The 13,708-nt window shown below is 65.3% G+C and carries 9 protein-coding genes; 3 read left to right on the plus strand and 6 right to left on the minus strand.

The annotated features are described in order from the left end of the window. Positions 1 to 23 precede the first annotated feature (23 nt). Positions 24 to 3,326, plus strand: coding sequence for a hypothetical protein (locus IPK27_13605; GenBank protein ID MBK8068616.1), 3,303 nt, complete (start codon positions 24 to 26; stop codon positions 3,324 to 3,326). A 100-nt stretch (positions 3,327 to 3,426) separates the two neighbouring features. On the opposite strand, the gene IPK27_13610 is transcribed toward IPK27_13605, so the two are convergent. The 3 genes from IPK27_13610 to IPK27_13620 all read right to left on the minus strand — a co-directional run bounded on the left by IPK27_13610 (position 3,427) and on the right by IPK27_13620 (position 5,799). Continuing rightward, the gene (locus tag IPK27_13610) at positions 3,427 to 4,347 is read right to left on the minus strand and encodes a CPBP family intramembrane metalloprotease (GenBank protein MBK8068617.1); all 921 of its coding nucleotides are present in this window, start codon (positions 4,345 to 4,347) and stop codon (positions 3,427 to 3,429) included. A gap of 31 nt (positions 4,348 to 4,378) precedes the next feature. Then, positions 4,379 to 5,230, minus strand: a complete 852-nt coding sequence (locus IPK27_13615) for an AraC family transcriptional regulator (protein MBK8068618.1) — start codon at positions 5,228 to 5,230, stop codon at positions 4,379 to 4,381. 92 nt (positions 5,231 to 5,322) lie between these two features. Next, positions 5,323 to 5,799 carry a WGR domain-containing protein gene (locus IPK27_13620; GenBank protein MBK8068619.1) on the minus strand — a complete coding sequence of 159 codons (477 nt, stop codon included), beginning with the start codon at positions 5,797 to 5,799 and terminating at the stop codon, positions 5,323 to 5,325. Between the two features lie 433 nt (positions 5,800 to 6,232). Here IPK27_13620 and IPK27_13625 point away from each other — a divergent pair, with 433 nt between their 5' ends. Together IPK27_13625 and IPK27_13630 are read left to right on the plus strand one after the other, a co-directional pair. After that, positions 6,233 to 6,889: a TetR/AcrR family transcriptional regulator gene (locus IPK27_13625; GenBank protein MBK8068620.1), complete on the plus strand. Its 657-nt coding sequence runs from the start codon at positions 6,233 to 6,235 to the stop codon at positions 6,887 to 6,889. A 26-nt stretch (positions 6,890 to 6,915) separates the two neighbouring features. Beyond that, positions 6,916 to 8,298, plus strand: coding sequence for a cytochrome P450 (locus tag IPK27_13630; protein MBK8068621.1), 1,383 nt, complete (start codon positions 6,916 to 6,918; stop codon positions 8,296 to 8,298). 135 nt (positions 8,299 to 8,433) lie between these two features. Here the strand turns inward: IPK27_13630 and IPK27_13635 are convergent, their stop codons facing one another. The 3 genes from IPK27_13635 to IPK27_13645 form a co-directional block, all read right to left on the minus strand. Further along, the gene (locus IPK27_13635) at positions 8,434 to 9,306 is read right to left on the minus strand and encodes a hypothetical protein (protein MBK8068622.1); all 873 of its coding nucleotides are present in this window, start codon (positions 9,304 to 9,306) and stop codon (positions 8,434 to 8,436) included. Between the two features lie 1,137 nt (positions 9,307 to 10,443). Then, on the minus strand, positions 10,444 to 11,040 hold the full coding sequence (locus IPK27_13640; protein MBK8068623.1) for an IPTL-CTERM sorting domain-containing protein: 597 nt from the start codon (positions 11,038 to 11,040) through the stop codon (positions 10,444 to 10,446). Between the two features lie 91 nt (positions 11,041 to 11,131). Beyond that, positions 11,132 to 13,708, minus strand: a 2,577-nt coding sequence (locus IPK27_13645; GenBank protein ID MBK8068624.1) for a DUF11 domain-containing protein, incomplete at its 5' end; no start/stop codon positions are given.

Here is a 13,708-nt window from a genome sequence, read left to right on the forward strand (position 1 = left end):
GTCGTGGCCGCGGGGAGCGAGCGATGCGCATGCGTCTGTGGGGAAGCCTGGCGACCATCTGCGTCCTCGGTGCCTGTGCCTGGCTGCAGGTGGACACCGCGATCGACCCGGCGCCGCCACCGCGCGAGCGCCCGGACTCGCCCGGCGCGCGCGCTGCCTTCGATGCCGCCCGCCGCTTGCCGCCCGGCGTGCAGGCCATCGACCCGGTGTGGTACCGCCAGGCCGAAAGCCGTGCCCGCCTGCTGCCGGCCTTCAACTCGCGCCTGGGCCGCGCGGTGAACGACGAAAAGACCGCGGCCCCATGGGAATGGCTGGGCCCGAGCAATGTGGGCGGGCGCACGCGCACGCTGGTGTTCGATCCGCGCAATCCGGCGCGGATGCTGGCCGGTGGCGTGTCCGGCGGGGTCTTCGAGACCACCAACGGCGGCCAATCCTGGCGCCCGCTGTCGGACGACACCGTCAACCTCAACATCGGCGCGCTGGCGATCGACCCGGTGGCGCCGGATACGCTCTACGCCGGCACCGGCGAGCTCTACCGCAACAGCGAGCGGCCCTTCGCCGCGATGTGGGGCCAGGGGATTCTCAAGTCCGAGGATGGCGGCCAGCACTGGCGCCAGCTGCTGGCGACCGACAACGCGGACTTCCGCTATGTCTCGGACCTCGTTATCAGCCCCCTCGACCACCGGCGCCTCTACGCCGCTACCAACACCGGCGTTTGGCGCTCGGACGATGGTGGCGCCAGCTTCACCCAGATCCTGCGGCCGACAATTGGCGGCGGCCTGCAGTACGAAGGCTGCACTGACCTGGAACTGCTGCCGGACAGCGAAACCCTGCTCGCCAGCTGCGCCTCGCGCTCCGAGGACGACCGCTACTGGCTGCCCGGCACGGTGGTTCCGCCGGCCTGCGGCAGGCCTTGCCCGGCCAGCGTGTTCCGCACCGACGACGCACGCGGCACGCCCAGCTGGCAGCTGGTGCTGAGCGAGACCGGCATGGGGCGCACATCGCTTGCGGTGGCGCCGTCGAACCCCAACATCCTGTATGCACTGGCGGCCAGCACGGTTTCCGGCCCGGATCGCAACGGCGATGGCATCGGCGATTACGACAACGGCCTGCACGCGCTGTTTCGCTCGGACGACGGCGGGCGCAGTTGGCAGGCACGCCTGCGCAACACCAGCGCGGATGTGCTGTCGACCTATCTGCTGAGCTACGCCGATGGCTTCGAGGCGGTGCGCTGCGGCTTCGGCAGCTTCGATGCCTACAGTGCCGGCTGGTACAACCAGGCGATCGCGGTGAACCCGCTGGATCCGGAGATCGTCTGGGTGGGCGGCATGGAGGTCTACCGCTCCAACGACGGCGGACGCAGCTTCGGCAAGGCGTCCTACTGGTGGCTGGAGGATGGCGGCACCGGTGAGATCCACGCCGACCAGCACCTGCTGAAATTCCACCCGAACTACGCGCAGGGCACGCGCATCCTCTACAGCACCAACGACGGCGGCGTGGCCTACACCGATGACGACGCCGGCCCGGTGCGCACCGGCGCCACCGCCGCCTGCGGCCGCGGCAGCGGAGTAGTGCGCTGGACGACCATCGAGAACGGCCTGGGCAGCGTGCAGTTCTACACCGGCACGGTCAGCGCCAGCGGCCAGGTATGGATGGGCGGCGCGCAGGACAACGGCACCTTGCTGCAGAACAGCTTCTCCGCCGGCAACGCCTTCATCCATGTCTTCGGCGGCGACGGCGCCAGCGTGGCCATCGATCCGCGCAGCGACAACACGCTTTACGTCAGCTACCAGAACGTCAACATCCACCGCTCGGTCGACGGCGTGACATTCGTGCGCGCCACCAACGGCATCAACGACGCGACCGTGTTCATCATGCCCTTCGTGCTCGACACGCTGGCGCCGAACCGGCTGTACGCCGGCGGCTCGCGGCTGTGGCGCACCAACGACCAGGGACGCAACTGGGTGGCGGCCAGCGCCGCACTGGGCGGCGATTTCACCGACCGCATCTCGGCCATCGGGCTGTCGCCGGTCAACAACAACCGGATCCTGATCGGCAACCAGCGCGCGATCTTTCGCAGCAGCAGCGCCGGCAGCACCTCCGGCAACACGCAGTTCGCCTCGGTGTCGCCGCGCAGCGGCTGGGTCTCATCGCTGACCTTCGATCCGGCCGACGCGAACCTCGCCTACGCCACCTACTCCACCTTCGGCGGCGCCCACGTCTGGCGCAGCAACGACGCCGGCGCCACCTGGACCGCGATCGACGGCGTTGGCGCCGGCGCGCTTCCGGATGTCCCGGTGCACCACATCGTGGTCGATCCGGGCAACCGCCAGCGGCTGTACATCGGCACCGACATCGGCGTGTTCGTCAGCCTGGACGGCGGGCAGAGTTGGGCGCGCGAGAACGGCGGCTTCGCCAATGTGATCGTCGAGCGCCTGGCCATCGGCCCCGGCCCTGCCGCCGGCAGCCCGCCGCATCTGTACGCATTCACCTACGGCCGCGGCGCCTGGCGCGTGCCGCTGGCCTCACTCGACGGCGTGGCGAGCTACCGCATTGGCGCGGACCTGTCCGGTTCCTTCTACGACCCCGCGCGGGACGGCCACGGCTGGTTCATCGAGGCGACCAACATCGGCGGCGTGCCCGGCGTGGTCGCCACCTGGTACACTTACCTCAACGGCGAACAGGTCTGGCTGGTCGGCGCCGCCCCGGCCGACGGCGACAGCGCACGCGTGCCCTTGTCGATCACCCGCGGCGGCCAGTTCCCACCCGCCTTCGACCCCGCATCCGTGGTGCTGGAACCCTGGGGCGAGGTGCTGCTGCGCTTCGACAGCGCCAACCAGGGCAGCGCCACCTGGACCACCAGTCGCAGCGGCTTCACCAACGGCAGCATGCCGCTGGTGCGGCTATCCGGCATCTCGGCGGCAGCGGAGTCCGCGGCCGCGCTCAACGCCTGCCACAGCGGCACCTGGTACCAACCCACCCAGAACGGCCACGGCCTGCAGGTCCAGGTCATCGGCCCACCGGGGCAGGAGCAACTGCTGGCCATCTGGTTCGCCTACCTCAACGGCAAACAAGTCTGGATGCTGGGCGCCGGCCCGATCCAGGGCGACCGCGCCACCCTGCCGATGACCATCACCCGCGGCGCCCAATTCCCACCCGCCTTCAACCCCGCCAGCGTGGTCCGCGAGGCCTGGGGCACGCTGAGCTTCCGCGCGACCGGCAACGACAGCGCGCGGATCGAGTGGCAAGGCGTGCTCCCGGGTTATGGCAGTGGCGGGATGGATTTGGTGCGGTTGTCGACGTTGTTGGGGCGGGGGTGTGGCTGAGCTTCGGGTGCGGTGGTTCTTGTGGGAGCGGGCTCCGCCCGCGATCCTTGCTGCTGGCTTGCGGCCGGCAACTGCGATGGCGGCAAGCGGAGCAAAGCGGCTACGGTTGTTGCCCGAGAATTGGTGGGTTGCTTCCGTTTCGTCCTCGCAGCGTTGGAAGCAGGAGAAGCTTCAGACTTGCTGCGGTGAGCAGTGCGAACGTAAACATGCTCCCTTCCGGCCCCTCACCAGCACCATTGAGATAGGCCGGCCCGACAGGCACCAATTTCACTACCAGTGCGGGCAAATCACTCTCCAAACCCGTAATTGGCACATCAAAACCGGTGCCCCCAAACCAGTTCCAGCCGGTGTGCCAGCCCATCACCCCCCAGATCGTATTCGAACGACGCACCCAGGCGCAGGCGAAAATCGAGTAGACGGCGGTCATGGCCAACATCAACGGCGGTGTGTTGGGTGAAAAGTGCAGAAAGGTGAACGCGGCGGCGGTTAATATGAAGGCGGCACTCGTGTTCCAGCGCCGCATGATGGTCGAGAACAACCAGCCGCGAAACACGAATTCCTCCACGCTCGACTGTACGGCGAAGCAGACCAGCAACAGGGCAATCCAGCCGAGCGCGGCAGGGCTGGCAAAAGCAGGGGCCAGATCAGCCACGCGGTATCCGCCAGAGAGCGCTATCGCGGTCACGATCGCGCCGATCATGGCCATGCCAACTGCCAGTCCGATCAGGAAGCTTTTGAGCCGTTGCTCTCCGCGAAATCCGACACTCGCGAGGCTTCTCTTTTCGACCCAGCGCACCCAGCCAAATACCGCAAGCCCGATGGTGATGAACGAAACCAAGAGGAGGCAAAAGCCCAAAGGCCCGTGTGGCGAACCCTTCGCGTCAGTGAAGCCGAGATATTCGAGCCCGAAATCGAACGGCAAGCTGCTGATCGCAACCAGGAAAATACAGATGAAGGGGGCGGCGATACTTGGCGGGATCCAGCCCTTCGGCTTCTCGTCGGAAAAGATGATCTGTGTCATGTCGCTCTTGATAGCCGCCCGCCGAAGACGGCTATAGAATGATCGTGCGGAACATGTCCGAACGAAGCCACTCTTTTGGCGTGAGACCGACCGCCTTGCGGAATGTGCGACCAAAATGGCTCTGATCCGCAAAGCCAGCGTCATGGGCTGCCTCAGCCAGCTTCGCGCCTTCTCGCAACAGCCGCTTGGCAAGATCAACCCGTCGATACTGTAAATAGCGATAAGGGCTGGTGCCAAGCACTGCCCGGAAATCACGCGAGAGCTGCCAACGGTCGCAGCCAGTCACTTGCTCAAGCTGATCGAGTCGCGCACCGAAAACGACGGCGGTTTCGAGAAATTCGCGCGCCCGCATCACGGCTGTCCGGTCGGCGATCCTCACAGGTGCCGCCCTGCCAGGCGCATCATTCATGGCATGCGCCAAATCGTAAAGCGCGTCTTCATAAGCACCGGGATCCGCGACACGCGCGCAGTCAATTACCATGTTGAAGGCTGCCGCGATCAAGGCGGGATTCGTCGATACTCCATTAACGACGAACGGCAGTTCCGCGCCTCCAAGCACTGCCTGAACATGCGCTGGCGGAACATAGGCGGCCCGATAGCTGAATCCAGTCCCATCGTAGCAGTGGCCATCATGTAATTCGTCAGGATGAAGGATTAGCGCCTGCCCCGGCAGCGAATGTCGCATCGCTCCGCGATAGTTGAATGCTTGCACCCCAGCCACAGTCAAAGCGACGGTGTAAGTATCGTGCCGATGCGGCGAAAACGCTGACCCGACCACCCGGTTTGCAACTCGCTCGATCAGCCCGAACGAGCCAGCTGGATGCGATCGGGGCGAGGAATTCGTTGCAGAATTCATCGGCAATATATTGGGGGTAAGGAACAAGAAGGCAAACCTTGCGAATTCGAATGGGTTTGCAGGGCAGCTTGCATGACTTTCAGGCCTTTAGTCAAAGCCCAAGCGGACGCCGAGCCGGGTTATTCGTCTTCCCGGTAGATTCTCAGGTAATCGCCGAACTCCATGCCCTTCAGATCGTTCGCCACAACTCGGCTGGCGATCTCGTAGTCCACAACGTAGCAGCAGACCTCCATGGTTCCGCCGCCGGAACTACCACCGTCGCAGTGCCCGATTCCGGCCCATCCCAGGGTCTCGTCCATCCGGTCCTGGAGTCGGTGGCGTTTGTCGAGGTCGGCGTCGCTGCCGAAGCCGTCTACTCGGTACTCGATCATCAACACCGTCAGGTCTTCGTCATCCAGCGGCGCGTACCCGTCCTCGCGTGCGCTTTTCAGCACATCGGAAACCTGCTTTCGCTTGGATGTCCAACGCTTGACCGGCGTGGTGGTGTGCTCGCCGGTCTCCCCAATTCGACCCCAATGGTGGAACACGAGGCCATCCTCCACCCAGGCTTCCTGGTAGAGCACCACACCATCGATTCGCTTGTAGAGCTTTTCCATGCATGGGTCCTCAAGAGCGGCCGAAGGCGCCATGGCAGGCTGTCGCCGCTGGGCAACGAATTTCATGGGAACGGCGTGGAGCCGCGATTCTCCCGGCTTTGACCTACGTTGCCCAGACCCTGTGCGGGTCTGCCCAGACTGCTTCCAGGGGCAGCCTTCGCTCGTTGAAAGGGCGGTCAGCGATCATCAAGGCCGTCGCATCTGGGGCAAGGCCGCGCGTACGGAACCTCGCAGGCGCACCGCAGCATTCCCTCCAGTGGAACGCCCGAATCCTTGGTGCGTCCCGGCGAAACGAAAGCAATCACCGGCATGTGATGAGCGCGATGCACGCCGAGATGGCGCATGAAGTCCGGACGAGGCCGCACTCGCTGGGGCGCGTCGTCCAAGGGTGCTTGATGTCGATTAGCATACGGCGTATACATTTGAACGTCGTATGCACATGGTCACTGCCGTGGATCTCATCCCGCCCAAGACCACTCGCCGCCAGCGCAAGCAAGACCAGACTGCCGATCACTTGTCGGCCACCGCCTACCGCCTGTTCGAGGCCCACGGCTACGACGCGGTCTCCATGGAGCAGGTCGCCGACGTGGCCGATGTCGCCAAGGCCACGCTCTACAAGTACTTCCCGGTCAAGGAAGCGCTGATCGCCCATCGTTTTCGCATGGACATCGCCGCCGGCATGGCCGCGCGCGCAGAGGCGCTGCTGGCGCAGCAGACCTTTGATTCGAGAATGCGCTACCTCCTGAGCGAGTCCGCCGCCTGGCACAGTGAGCGCGTGGCCTACTTGCCGCACTACATTCGCTTCCTGACCAGCGCGCGGCGACCTGACGAACGAAACCCGGCTTCGGTCGACGCCAGCAGTGATGGTCGCAAGATCCTGGCGGCGATGTTCAGGGCCGCACAGCAGTCCGGCGAAATCAAGCCGGATCCCGACGCGGACCTGCTGGCGATGAACTTCGAATACCTGTTGTTTGCCGCCGTCCATGCATGGCTGGCGCAACCGGAGCCGGATCTCGCGCAGCGCTTTCTGGGTGCATTCGATCTCGTGATGTACGGGGTTGCAATCGCACGGGGCGCAGCGGCGAACTGATCAAAAACACCTGTCGGATCATTCCCATGTCGCAAAAGCAAAGTGCGGTCAAGGCACCTTTTCTCGGCCTGCCGCTGCTCAAGGAAATCCAGGCCGATCCCCTGGCTGCCGCCTCCAGATTGCAGCATCAGTGTGGCGAAGTGGCTGAACTCGACATTCTGTTCCGCCGGATCGTTTACTTCTTCAGCCCGGAGGCAGTCCGCAAGATCCTGGTTGACCATCACGACGATTTCGAGCGCGAAGCGCGCCTGTTACGCATCTTCGAGTCCTTTCAGGGCCGGAACGTGCTGACTACCGAAGGCGCAGACTGGGAACGACAGCGGCGTCTGCTGACGCCGGCGTTTTCGCCCAAACGCATGAGCGGCTACATGAGCCTGATGCAGGCGGCAGTCGAGGATTGCGTGCGCGAGGAATTGCCTGCCGATTCGGGGCAGTACGCCAGCATCGACGTCGATGCGTTCACCACGCGCATCACCATGGACGTGATCCTGCGGACCTTGTTTTCGCATGCGAGCACGCGAGAAGAAACCCGCCAGGCCTCGGTAGCGATCCGCGCGCTCTCGCGCCAGAGCATGCGCGAGGTTTACTGGGCACTGATTCCGCCCGACTGGCTCCCTTATCCGGGGCGCGCGGCCAAGCGGAAACATCTGCAGACCCTGCGTCGTTTGATTGCCGCCCACGTCGATGCCCGGCTGCAGCGTCGCGGCGAAAGTCAGGCAGGAACGGACCCTGCCGGCGGCGACGTGCTGGACATGATGCTGGCAGCGGGTGATGGCGATGCGCGGCTGAGTACGCAAGAAGTCCTTGACAACTGCATGCTGCTGTTCGGCGCAGGTTTTGACACGTCTGCATCCGCCCTGACCTGGTGGATTGGCTTGATGGCGACGCATCCAGAGGTGATGGCGGAACTGCGCCGTGAAGTCGACGCTGCCTGCGCCGATAACCTGGATCTGGCTGGAATGGCGCGCCTTCCTTTGCTGAACGCCACGATCAAGGAAGCCATGCGGATCTATCCGCCCTCCACGGCGCTGTTCACGCGTGTCGCCAAGCGGGATGTGGCGATCGCCGGAACCGAGGTGCGCAAAGGCACATTGGTGGCGACGCCGATCTGGCAGATGCATCGCGATGAGCGCTACTTTGCCAACCCGGAGAAATTTGCGCCCGAACGCTTCCTGCCGGACGCCCCGGCGATCCCGCGCGGTGCATTCATGCCCTTTGGTGCGGGCCCGCGCTTTTGCCTGGGCCAGCAGTTCGCCAGCGTGGAAATGGCGCTGATTGCTGGACACCTGGTGCGTCATTTCGAGCTTGCCCTGGAATCGGGCGACCAACTCCCGGAGCCCTTCGTTGATCTGGCGCTCAAACCCAAGACACCCTTGAAAGTGCGCTTCCTGCGGCGAAACGGGCCATGAGCTGCGGCGACTGCACCCGGCGGGGCTGACAGTGCCCGTTGCTTCAGGTGCCGCCCCTCACCCGCCGCCTCCGGCGGCACCCCTCTTACCATCAGGTGGGGTGCGCCAAAGCGAGCGCACGCAATTCGATGTGTGCTAGGGCGCCGCGGTCGACTGCAGCCAGGCCCTGCCGCTGGCCGGATCCACCGTGAGTCGATGGGCTTTGAGAAATCCTGCATCCAGCAGCCCATCGTAGATCGTGTCCTTGATGATCGCGGGTGCGGTGTAGCGGCCGAAGCCACTGATGTCGAGCGTCACTGGCACCTTGGTGCCCGTGTCTTGCGGCGCTTCGAGACCAAGTTGCGCAAGGGCGTGCGGGCTGAGGATCAGGCCGACGGCTTTGCCGGAGTCGATTTCGAGCCAGAGGTCGCCTTGTGGCGCCTCCACTTTCAGAAAGAGATCGAGGCCTGCGCCGCCGCCCTGGGTGGCGGTGCGCACCTGAATCTCGCGCATTCCGCGTATGCGTTGCGCCAGCGATGCAGGCGTTTCCAGCACCAGCATCCTGCCTTGCATGTCGAGAGTCCACGCGCGCGCGCCCAGGGTCTGCAGGGAAACGATGCCACCAAGCCTGGGCGCGCCCTCGGGCATCAGGGCCATCAGGTCGAAAATGCCCGCTTCGGCTTGCAGGGGCAGGCCGCCCATGTGCAAATCGACTTTGCCGCATCGTGGCACGTCGATGCGGGTGCCATCGTGGCGGAATCCGGTGACCCGGCCGAACGGTTCGCAGCCGATTGCATTCGCGACCGCCGGTGTCAGCAGGGTCGCGCCGCCCGCGGTATCGAACAGGAACGGCAGGGTGTTTCCTCCCAGTTCGACATCCGCCACCTGTAAAACCCCCAGGTAATCGTCGAGCTCAATGACCCGACCCTCATCGGGTTCGCTGACCGGTTGCCGATCCTCGGTGAGGGTGCAGGCAGAAACCAGCAGCCCCAGTGCGATCAGTCCCGCAATCTCGCGCACGATACGCATGTCAACGTGTCCTCCTCGGCCGGGTTGGGCAGGCGCAATGCACAGGCGCCGTTGACCGAAAATGACCGGATTGTCCGGGAGCAGCCTGAAGAAAAGATCCTGTTTCTCTCGCTTCTTCGCCTACGCGGTATCGGGTGCGGACTGCGAAGGACCAGCACCATCGGTTCGCCAGAAGGGCTTCTCCATGCATGGGTCCTCAAGAGCGGCCGAAGGCCATGGCGGGCCGTCTCGGCGCCCCGGCAGGCTGGACCACGACTCTTCATGGCAATGCCGTGGGCGATCGATTCGCTCGGCTTTGACCCAGGTTGCCCAAGCCATGTCCGGGGTTACCCAAGCTGCTTCCAGGGGCAGTCTTCGCTCCTTGAAAAAGCACTCGGCGATCATCAAAGCCGTCGCATCGGGCACCAGGCAGCGCGCTGGATCCGCGCAGGCCCACCGCACAACATTCCCTCAAGTGGAGCGCATGAGTCCTTCGAAACGGCAAAAGTACATCGTCCGTGATGGATCTCAGTAGCGGACTAGCCACGCCGGCGCGTGACCATCTGGTGCAAACCTCATCAGACTCAGCCACGGATGGTGCGTCGGCAGGACGAAACCAACGTCCGTCAACCCTGCGCCAGGCGCCTGGCGACTCAAGGCACACTTCATCGGCACCGGTGCGTCCGTCGATGATCTCGGCGACCAGTTCTTTCAGCAGATCCAGGGATGCACATTCAACGGGCTTGCCGTTTGAAATGATCAGCGTTTCCGACATTTCATTTCCCCCGGGGTTAACGCCTATCGGCCGAAACTCGCACCTGATTCGTACCAATCCTCATCGCGGGAGCGCCCCAAAGCAACAGCGTTTGGACAAGGTCCGATCCCACGCACAGCAAGCTCGCGGCATCTGTGGGTCCGGACCTTGTCCGAACGCTTTTCGCATCGCCGGTCCATCGGCGATGAGGATTGGTACGAATCAGAAACTCGCATGGCTTGTTCAGGGCGATCGACGCTCTGAACGCGCGCACCAAAGCATGAGCCGGATGGCACTGAATTCGCGGTGGCGAGATAGCGCACCGGCTTGGCGCGGCAACGAAAAAGGGCGGCACCAAGCCGCCCTTTTTCATCCTTCCGGCGCGTGTTGCGCCCTCTGATCGATCAGCTCTGGCGGCGCACCGCCACGAAGCCGATCAGGCCCATCAACAGTCCCAACAGCACCAGGCCGTACTGGCTCAGCGTCGGGATCTCGTTGAACGGGTAGCCGACCACCACGCTGAGGGATCCCAGGTTGTTGTCCGCCACCGGGTCGGTCGTCGGCGACGCAGTGCTCGCGTTCACTGCGGTGTTGCCTTCGTTGTTGCTGAAGGCCACCACGGTCAAGGTGCGCGTCACGCCTGGAGCGGTCGCGCCCGCCCAGGTGCACACGATCGCACCGGTGTTGCCGACCTGCGGCGTGGTGCAGCTGGCGCCAGCCGCCGTGTGGCTGCTGTAGCGGAAGTCCGGCGTCAGCGTGATCGTCACCGACACGTCCTGCGCATCCGACGGGCCGTTGTTGATGCTGGTCGCCGTGAAGGTCACCGGCACGTTGATCAGCACCTGCGCCGCCGACGAGGTCAGGCCGATGACCAGATCAGCCACCGCGACTACGGTCGTCGTGGTGCTGGCGCTGTTGTTCGCACCATTCGGATCCGGCGAGCCCGCCGACACCGTCGCGGTCGCGTCGATCACCGTGCTGTCGAGCACCGCCGGCGCCACCAGAACCGTGATGGTCAGCGTGCGCGAGCTCCCGGCGCCATGCTGCCGCTGATCGTGCAGCTGATCCCGGCGGCGCAGCTGCCGCCGCCGCTCACCGTGCCGGAGACCAAGCTGGTGCCGGTCGGCGTGGGCGGTTGACCACCACCGCCGTCGCATCCGACGGGCCGGCGTTGGTCACGACTGCGGTGTAGGTCAGCTGGGTACCGGCAGTCACCGGGTCCGGCGCGTCGGCCAGGGTGATCGACAGATCCGCCTGCACCTGCACGCCGGTGGTCGCAGTGGCCGTGTCGTTGGCGGCGTTCGGATCGCTGCCGGCCGGGGTCAGCGACACCGTCGCGGTAGCCGACAGTGCCGCGGTCTGCGCCGGGGCGACGGCCACCACGATGGTGGTGCTGCGCGTGGCGCCGGACACGATCGGACCGGTCCAGCTGCACGCCACCGGGCTGGCGGCGTTGCAGGTGCCCGCATTGTCCGCGGTGGCCGAGACGAAGCTGGTGCCGGCCGGCAGCGGCAGCGAGATCGAAGCGTTGGGCGCGTCGGACGGGCCGTTGTTGGTCAGCGTTGCCACATAGGTCAACTGGGTACCGGCGACCACCGGATCCGGCGAGTCGGTCAGCGTGACCGACAGGTCGGCGCTGATTGCGCCATTGACGCTCACCGAGCCCGAATTGTTGGCCGGGTTGCTGTCGACCGAGGTCGTGGTTGCACTGGCGGTGTTGCTGATCACCGTGCCGTTCGGGACCGCCGGATCGAGGTTGACCACGATCGGGAAGGCGGCCGAGCCGACCGGCTGGCTGGCGATATTGCAGCTCACCGTGCCGTTGGCGTTTGCACCCGGCGTGGTGCAGGTCCAGCCCGCGGGCGGGGTCAGCGAGACGAAGCGCACGCCTGCCGGCAGCACATCAGTCATCACCACGTTGGCGGCCGGCTGCGGGCCACCGTTGGCGACCGTCACGGTGTAGGTGAAGTTGGCGCCACCGGCGACCGGCGCCGGGTTCGACGTGGTCTTGACCACCGACACGTCGACCGGTACGAAGCCGTTCGGCGTCAGGTAGACCAGCAGCGGGTCATGGTCGGACAGGCGGTTCGCCGACGCCGCGTTGCTACGCTCGATTTCCGGGAAATCGGCGTTGATGTAGGCGTGCTCGATGCGCGGCGACACCGTACCGGCGAGCACCGAAGCGCTGACCAGGGCATGGTCGATGGTCTGCGCGACGCCGTCGAAGTTGTAGCTGTAGCGGCCGGCGGCCGGCACCGTGTCGAACAGGTTGTCGAAGTCCGGGTTGACCAGGTCGGTGCCGTCGCCGGTCACGGCGGTGGTGTTGTCCGGCGACGGGGTGCCGGCGATGGTGCCCATCGAGTCGCCCAGGCCATCGTTGAATTCGAAGGCGTTGAAATCGCCCACCAGAACGATCTGTTCGTTCGGATTCGTCGTCTGGCGCGACTGCACGAAATTGGCAAGATCAACCGCTTGCGCCTGACGCTTGGCCAGCACGCGCTGACTCACGGTCGCCCAGCCGTTGCTACCGGGCGAGGTGTCGGTCGATCCGATGAACGAGCGCAGGTGGTTGACGATCACCGTCAGCGGATAGCTCTGGCCGGTGCTGCGGGTGACCACGCCAGTCAGGCGCAGCGGCGGACGATCGTTCAGGGTCTCGGTGCTGGTGTCCGGATTGGTGAACAGCGTGCCGGCGAGTTCCTGCACCACTTCGGTCACTGCGACGCGCGGGGTGGCGCCGAAGGCCGGCGCGGTCTTGACCAGGAAGCCGACATCGATGCCGCCGACGTCGAAGCCCTCGACCAGGTAGGCGACATACAGCGGGTCCGGCTGCGCGGCCGCGATCGCGTCGGCGCTGATGCGCGTGGCCAGCGCCTGCAGCGTCGCCAGGTTCTCGACCTCGATCACGCCGACGATATCCGGCATGCGCAGGTTGTTGCGGATGCCCAGGGAGGCCTTGTTCAGGCGGTTGTTGAAGGCAGTTGCGGTCAACACGGGCTCGGAGACGCCCGGATCGTTGACGTCATTGAAGAAGCGCTGCAGGTTGTACGAGGCGATGGTGACTTCGCTGGCGGTGGGCGCGGTCACCACTCCGGAGGTGATCGTGCCGGTCACCGTCGGGTTGGAGCCCGGTTCCGGGAAAATGGTGTAGCGGCGGAACCCGTAGTCGAGCGGACCGACGAGGCCGTTGACCGTCTGGCCGAAGCCGACCAGCAGCGCGGTGGTACCCGGCAGTGCATCGCTGTCCACGCGGATCAGCTCGGGGTTGCCGTCCCAGCGCGGGATCGGCGGGATGGTGCCGGCCGGCGGCGGATCCGGCGGCTGGATGCCCGGCTCGCGCTGCGAGCGCGGCACTGCGCCTGCGACGAAACCGTGGAACACGCCGTTGTTGCTGCCGGTGGCATTGGTCTCGTTGACGTTGCCGTTGGTGCCGCTGTTGACGGTCAACGCAGTCACCGTCACGCGCATGCCTTCCAGGCGCTCGAGCTGGTCGAAGGCGCCGGCCGGATTCGGGAAGGCCGCGCTGAGCGGCGTCGGCGTGGGCAGCGGGTTGCCGGCCGACAGCTGGGTGGTCGCGGTGACCGAGCCGATCTCCGTCAGCGGCGGCTGCAGCGGATCGCTGGCCGGGACGAACTCGACCACGGTGCCCGTCACCTGGATCTCGGCGCC

This window comes from Rhodanobacteraceae bacterium, assembly GCA_016713135.1.
Lineage (GTDB): Bacteria > Pseudomonadota > Gammaproteobacteria > Xanthomonadales > SZUA-5 > JADKFD01.

Excerpts from the sequence above, each read along its gene's own strand:
- IPK27_13605 (MBK8068616.1), top strand. The coding sequence starts at position 24 with ATGCGCATGCGTCTGTGGGGAAGCCTGGCGACCATCTGCGTCCTCGGT.
- IPK27_13635 (MBK8068622.1), bottom strand. The coding sequence starts at position 9,306 with ATGCGTATCGTGCGCGAGATTGCGGGACTGATCGCACTGGGGCTGCTG.
- IPK27_13630 (MBK8068621.1), top strand. The coding sequence starts at position 6,916 with ATGTCGCAAAAGCAAAGTGCGGTCAAGGCACCTTTTCTCGGCCTGCCG.
- IPK27_13610 (MBK8068617.1), bottom strand. The coding sequence starts at position 4,347 with ATGACACAGATCATCTTTTCCGACGAGAAGCCGAAGGGCTGGATCCCG.
- IPK27_13625 (MBK8068620.1), top strand. The coding sequence starts at position 6,233 with ATGCACATGGTCACTGCCGTGGATCTCATCCCGCCCAAGACCACTCGC.
- IPK27_13620 (MBK8068619.1), bottom strand. The coding sequence starts at position 5,799 with ATGGAAAAGCTCTACAAGCGAATCGATGGTGTGGTGCTCTACCAGGAA.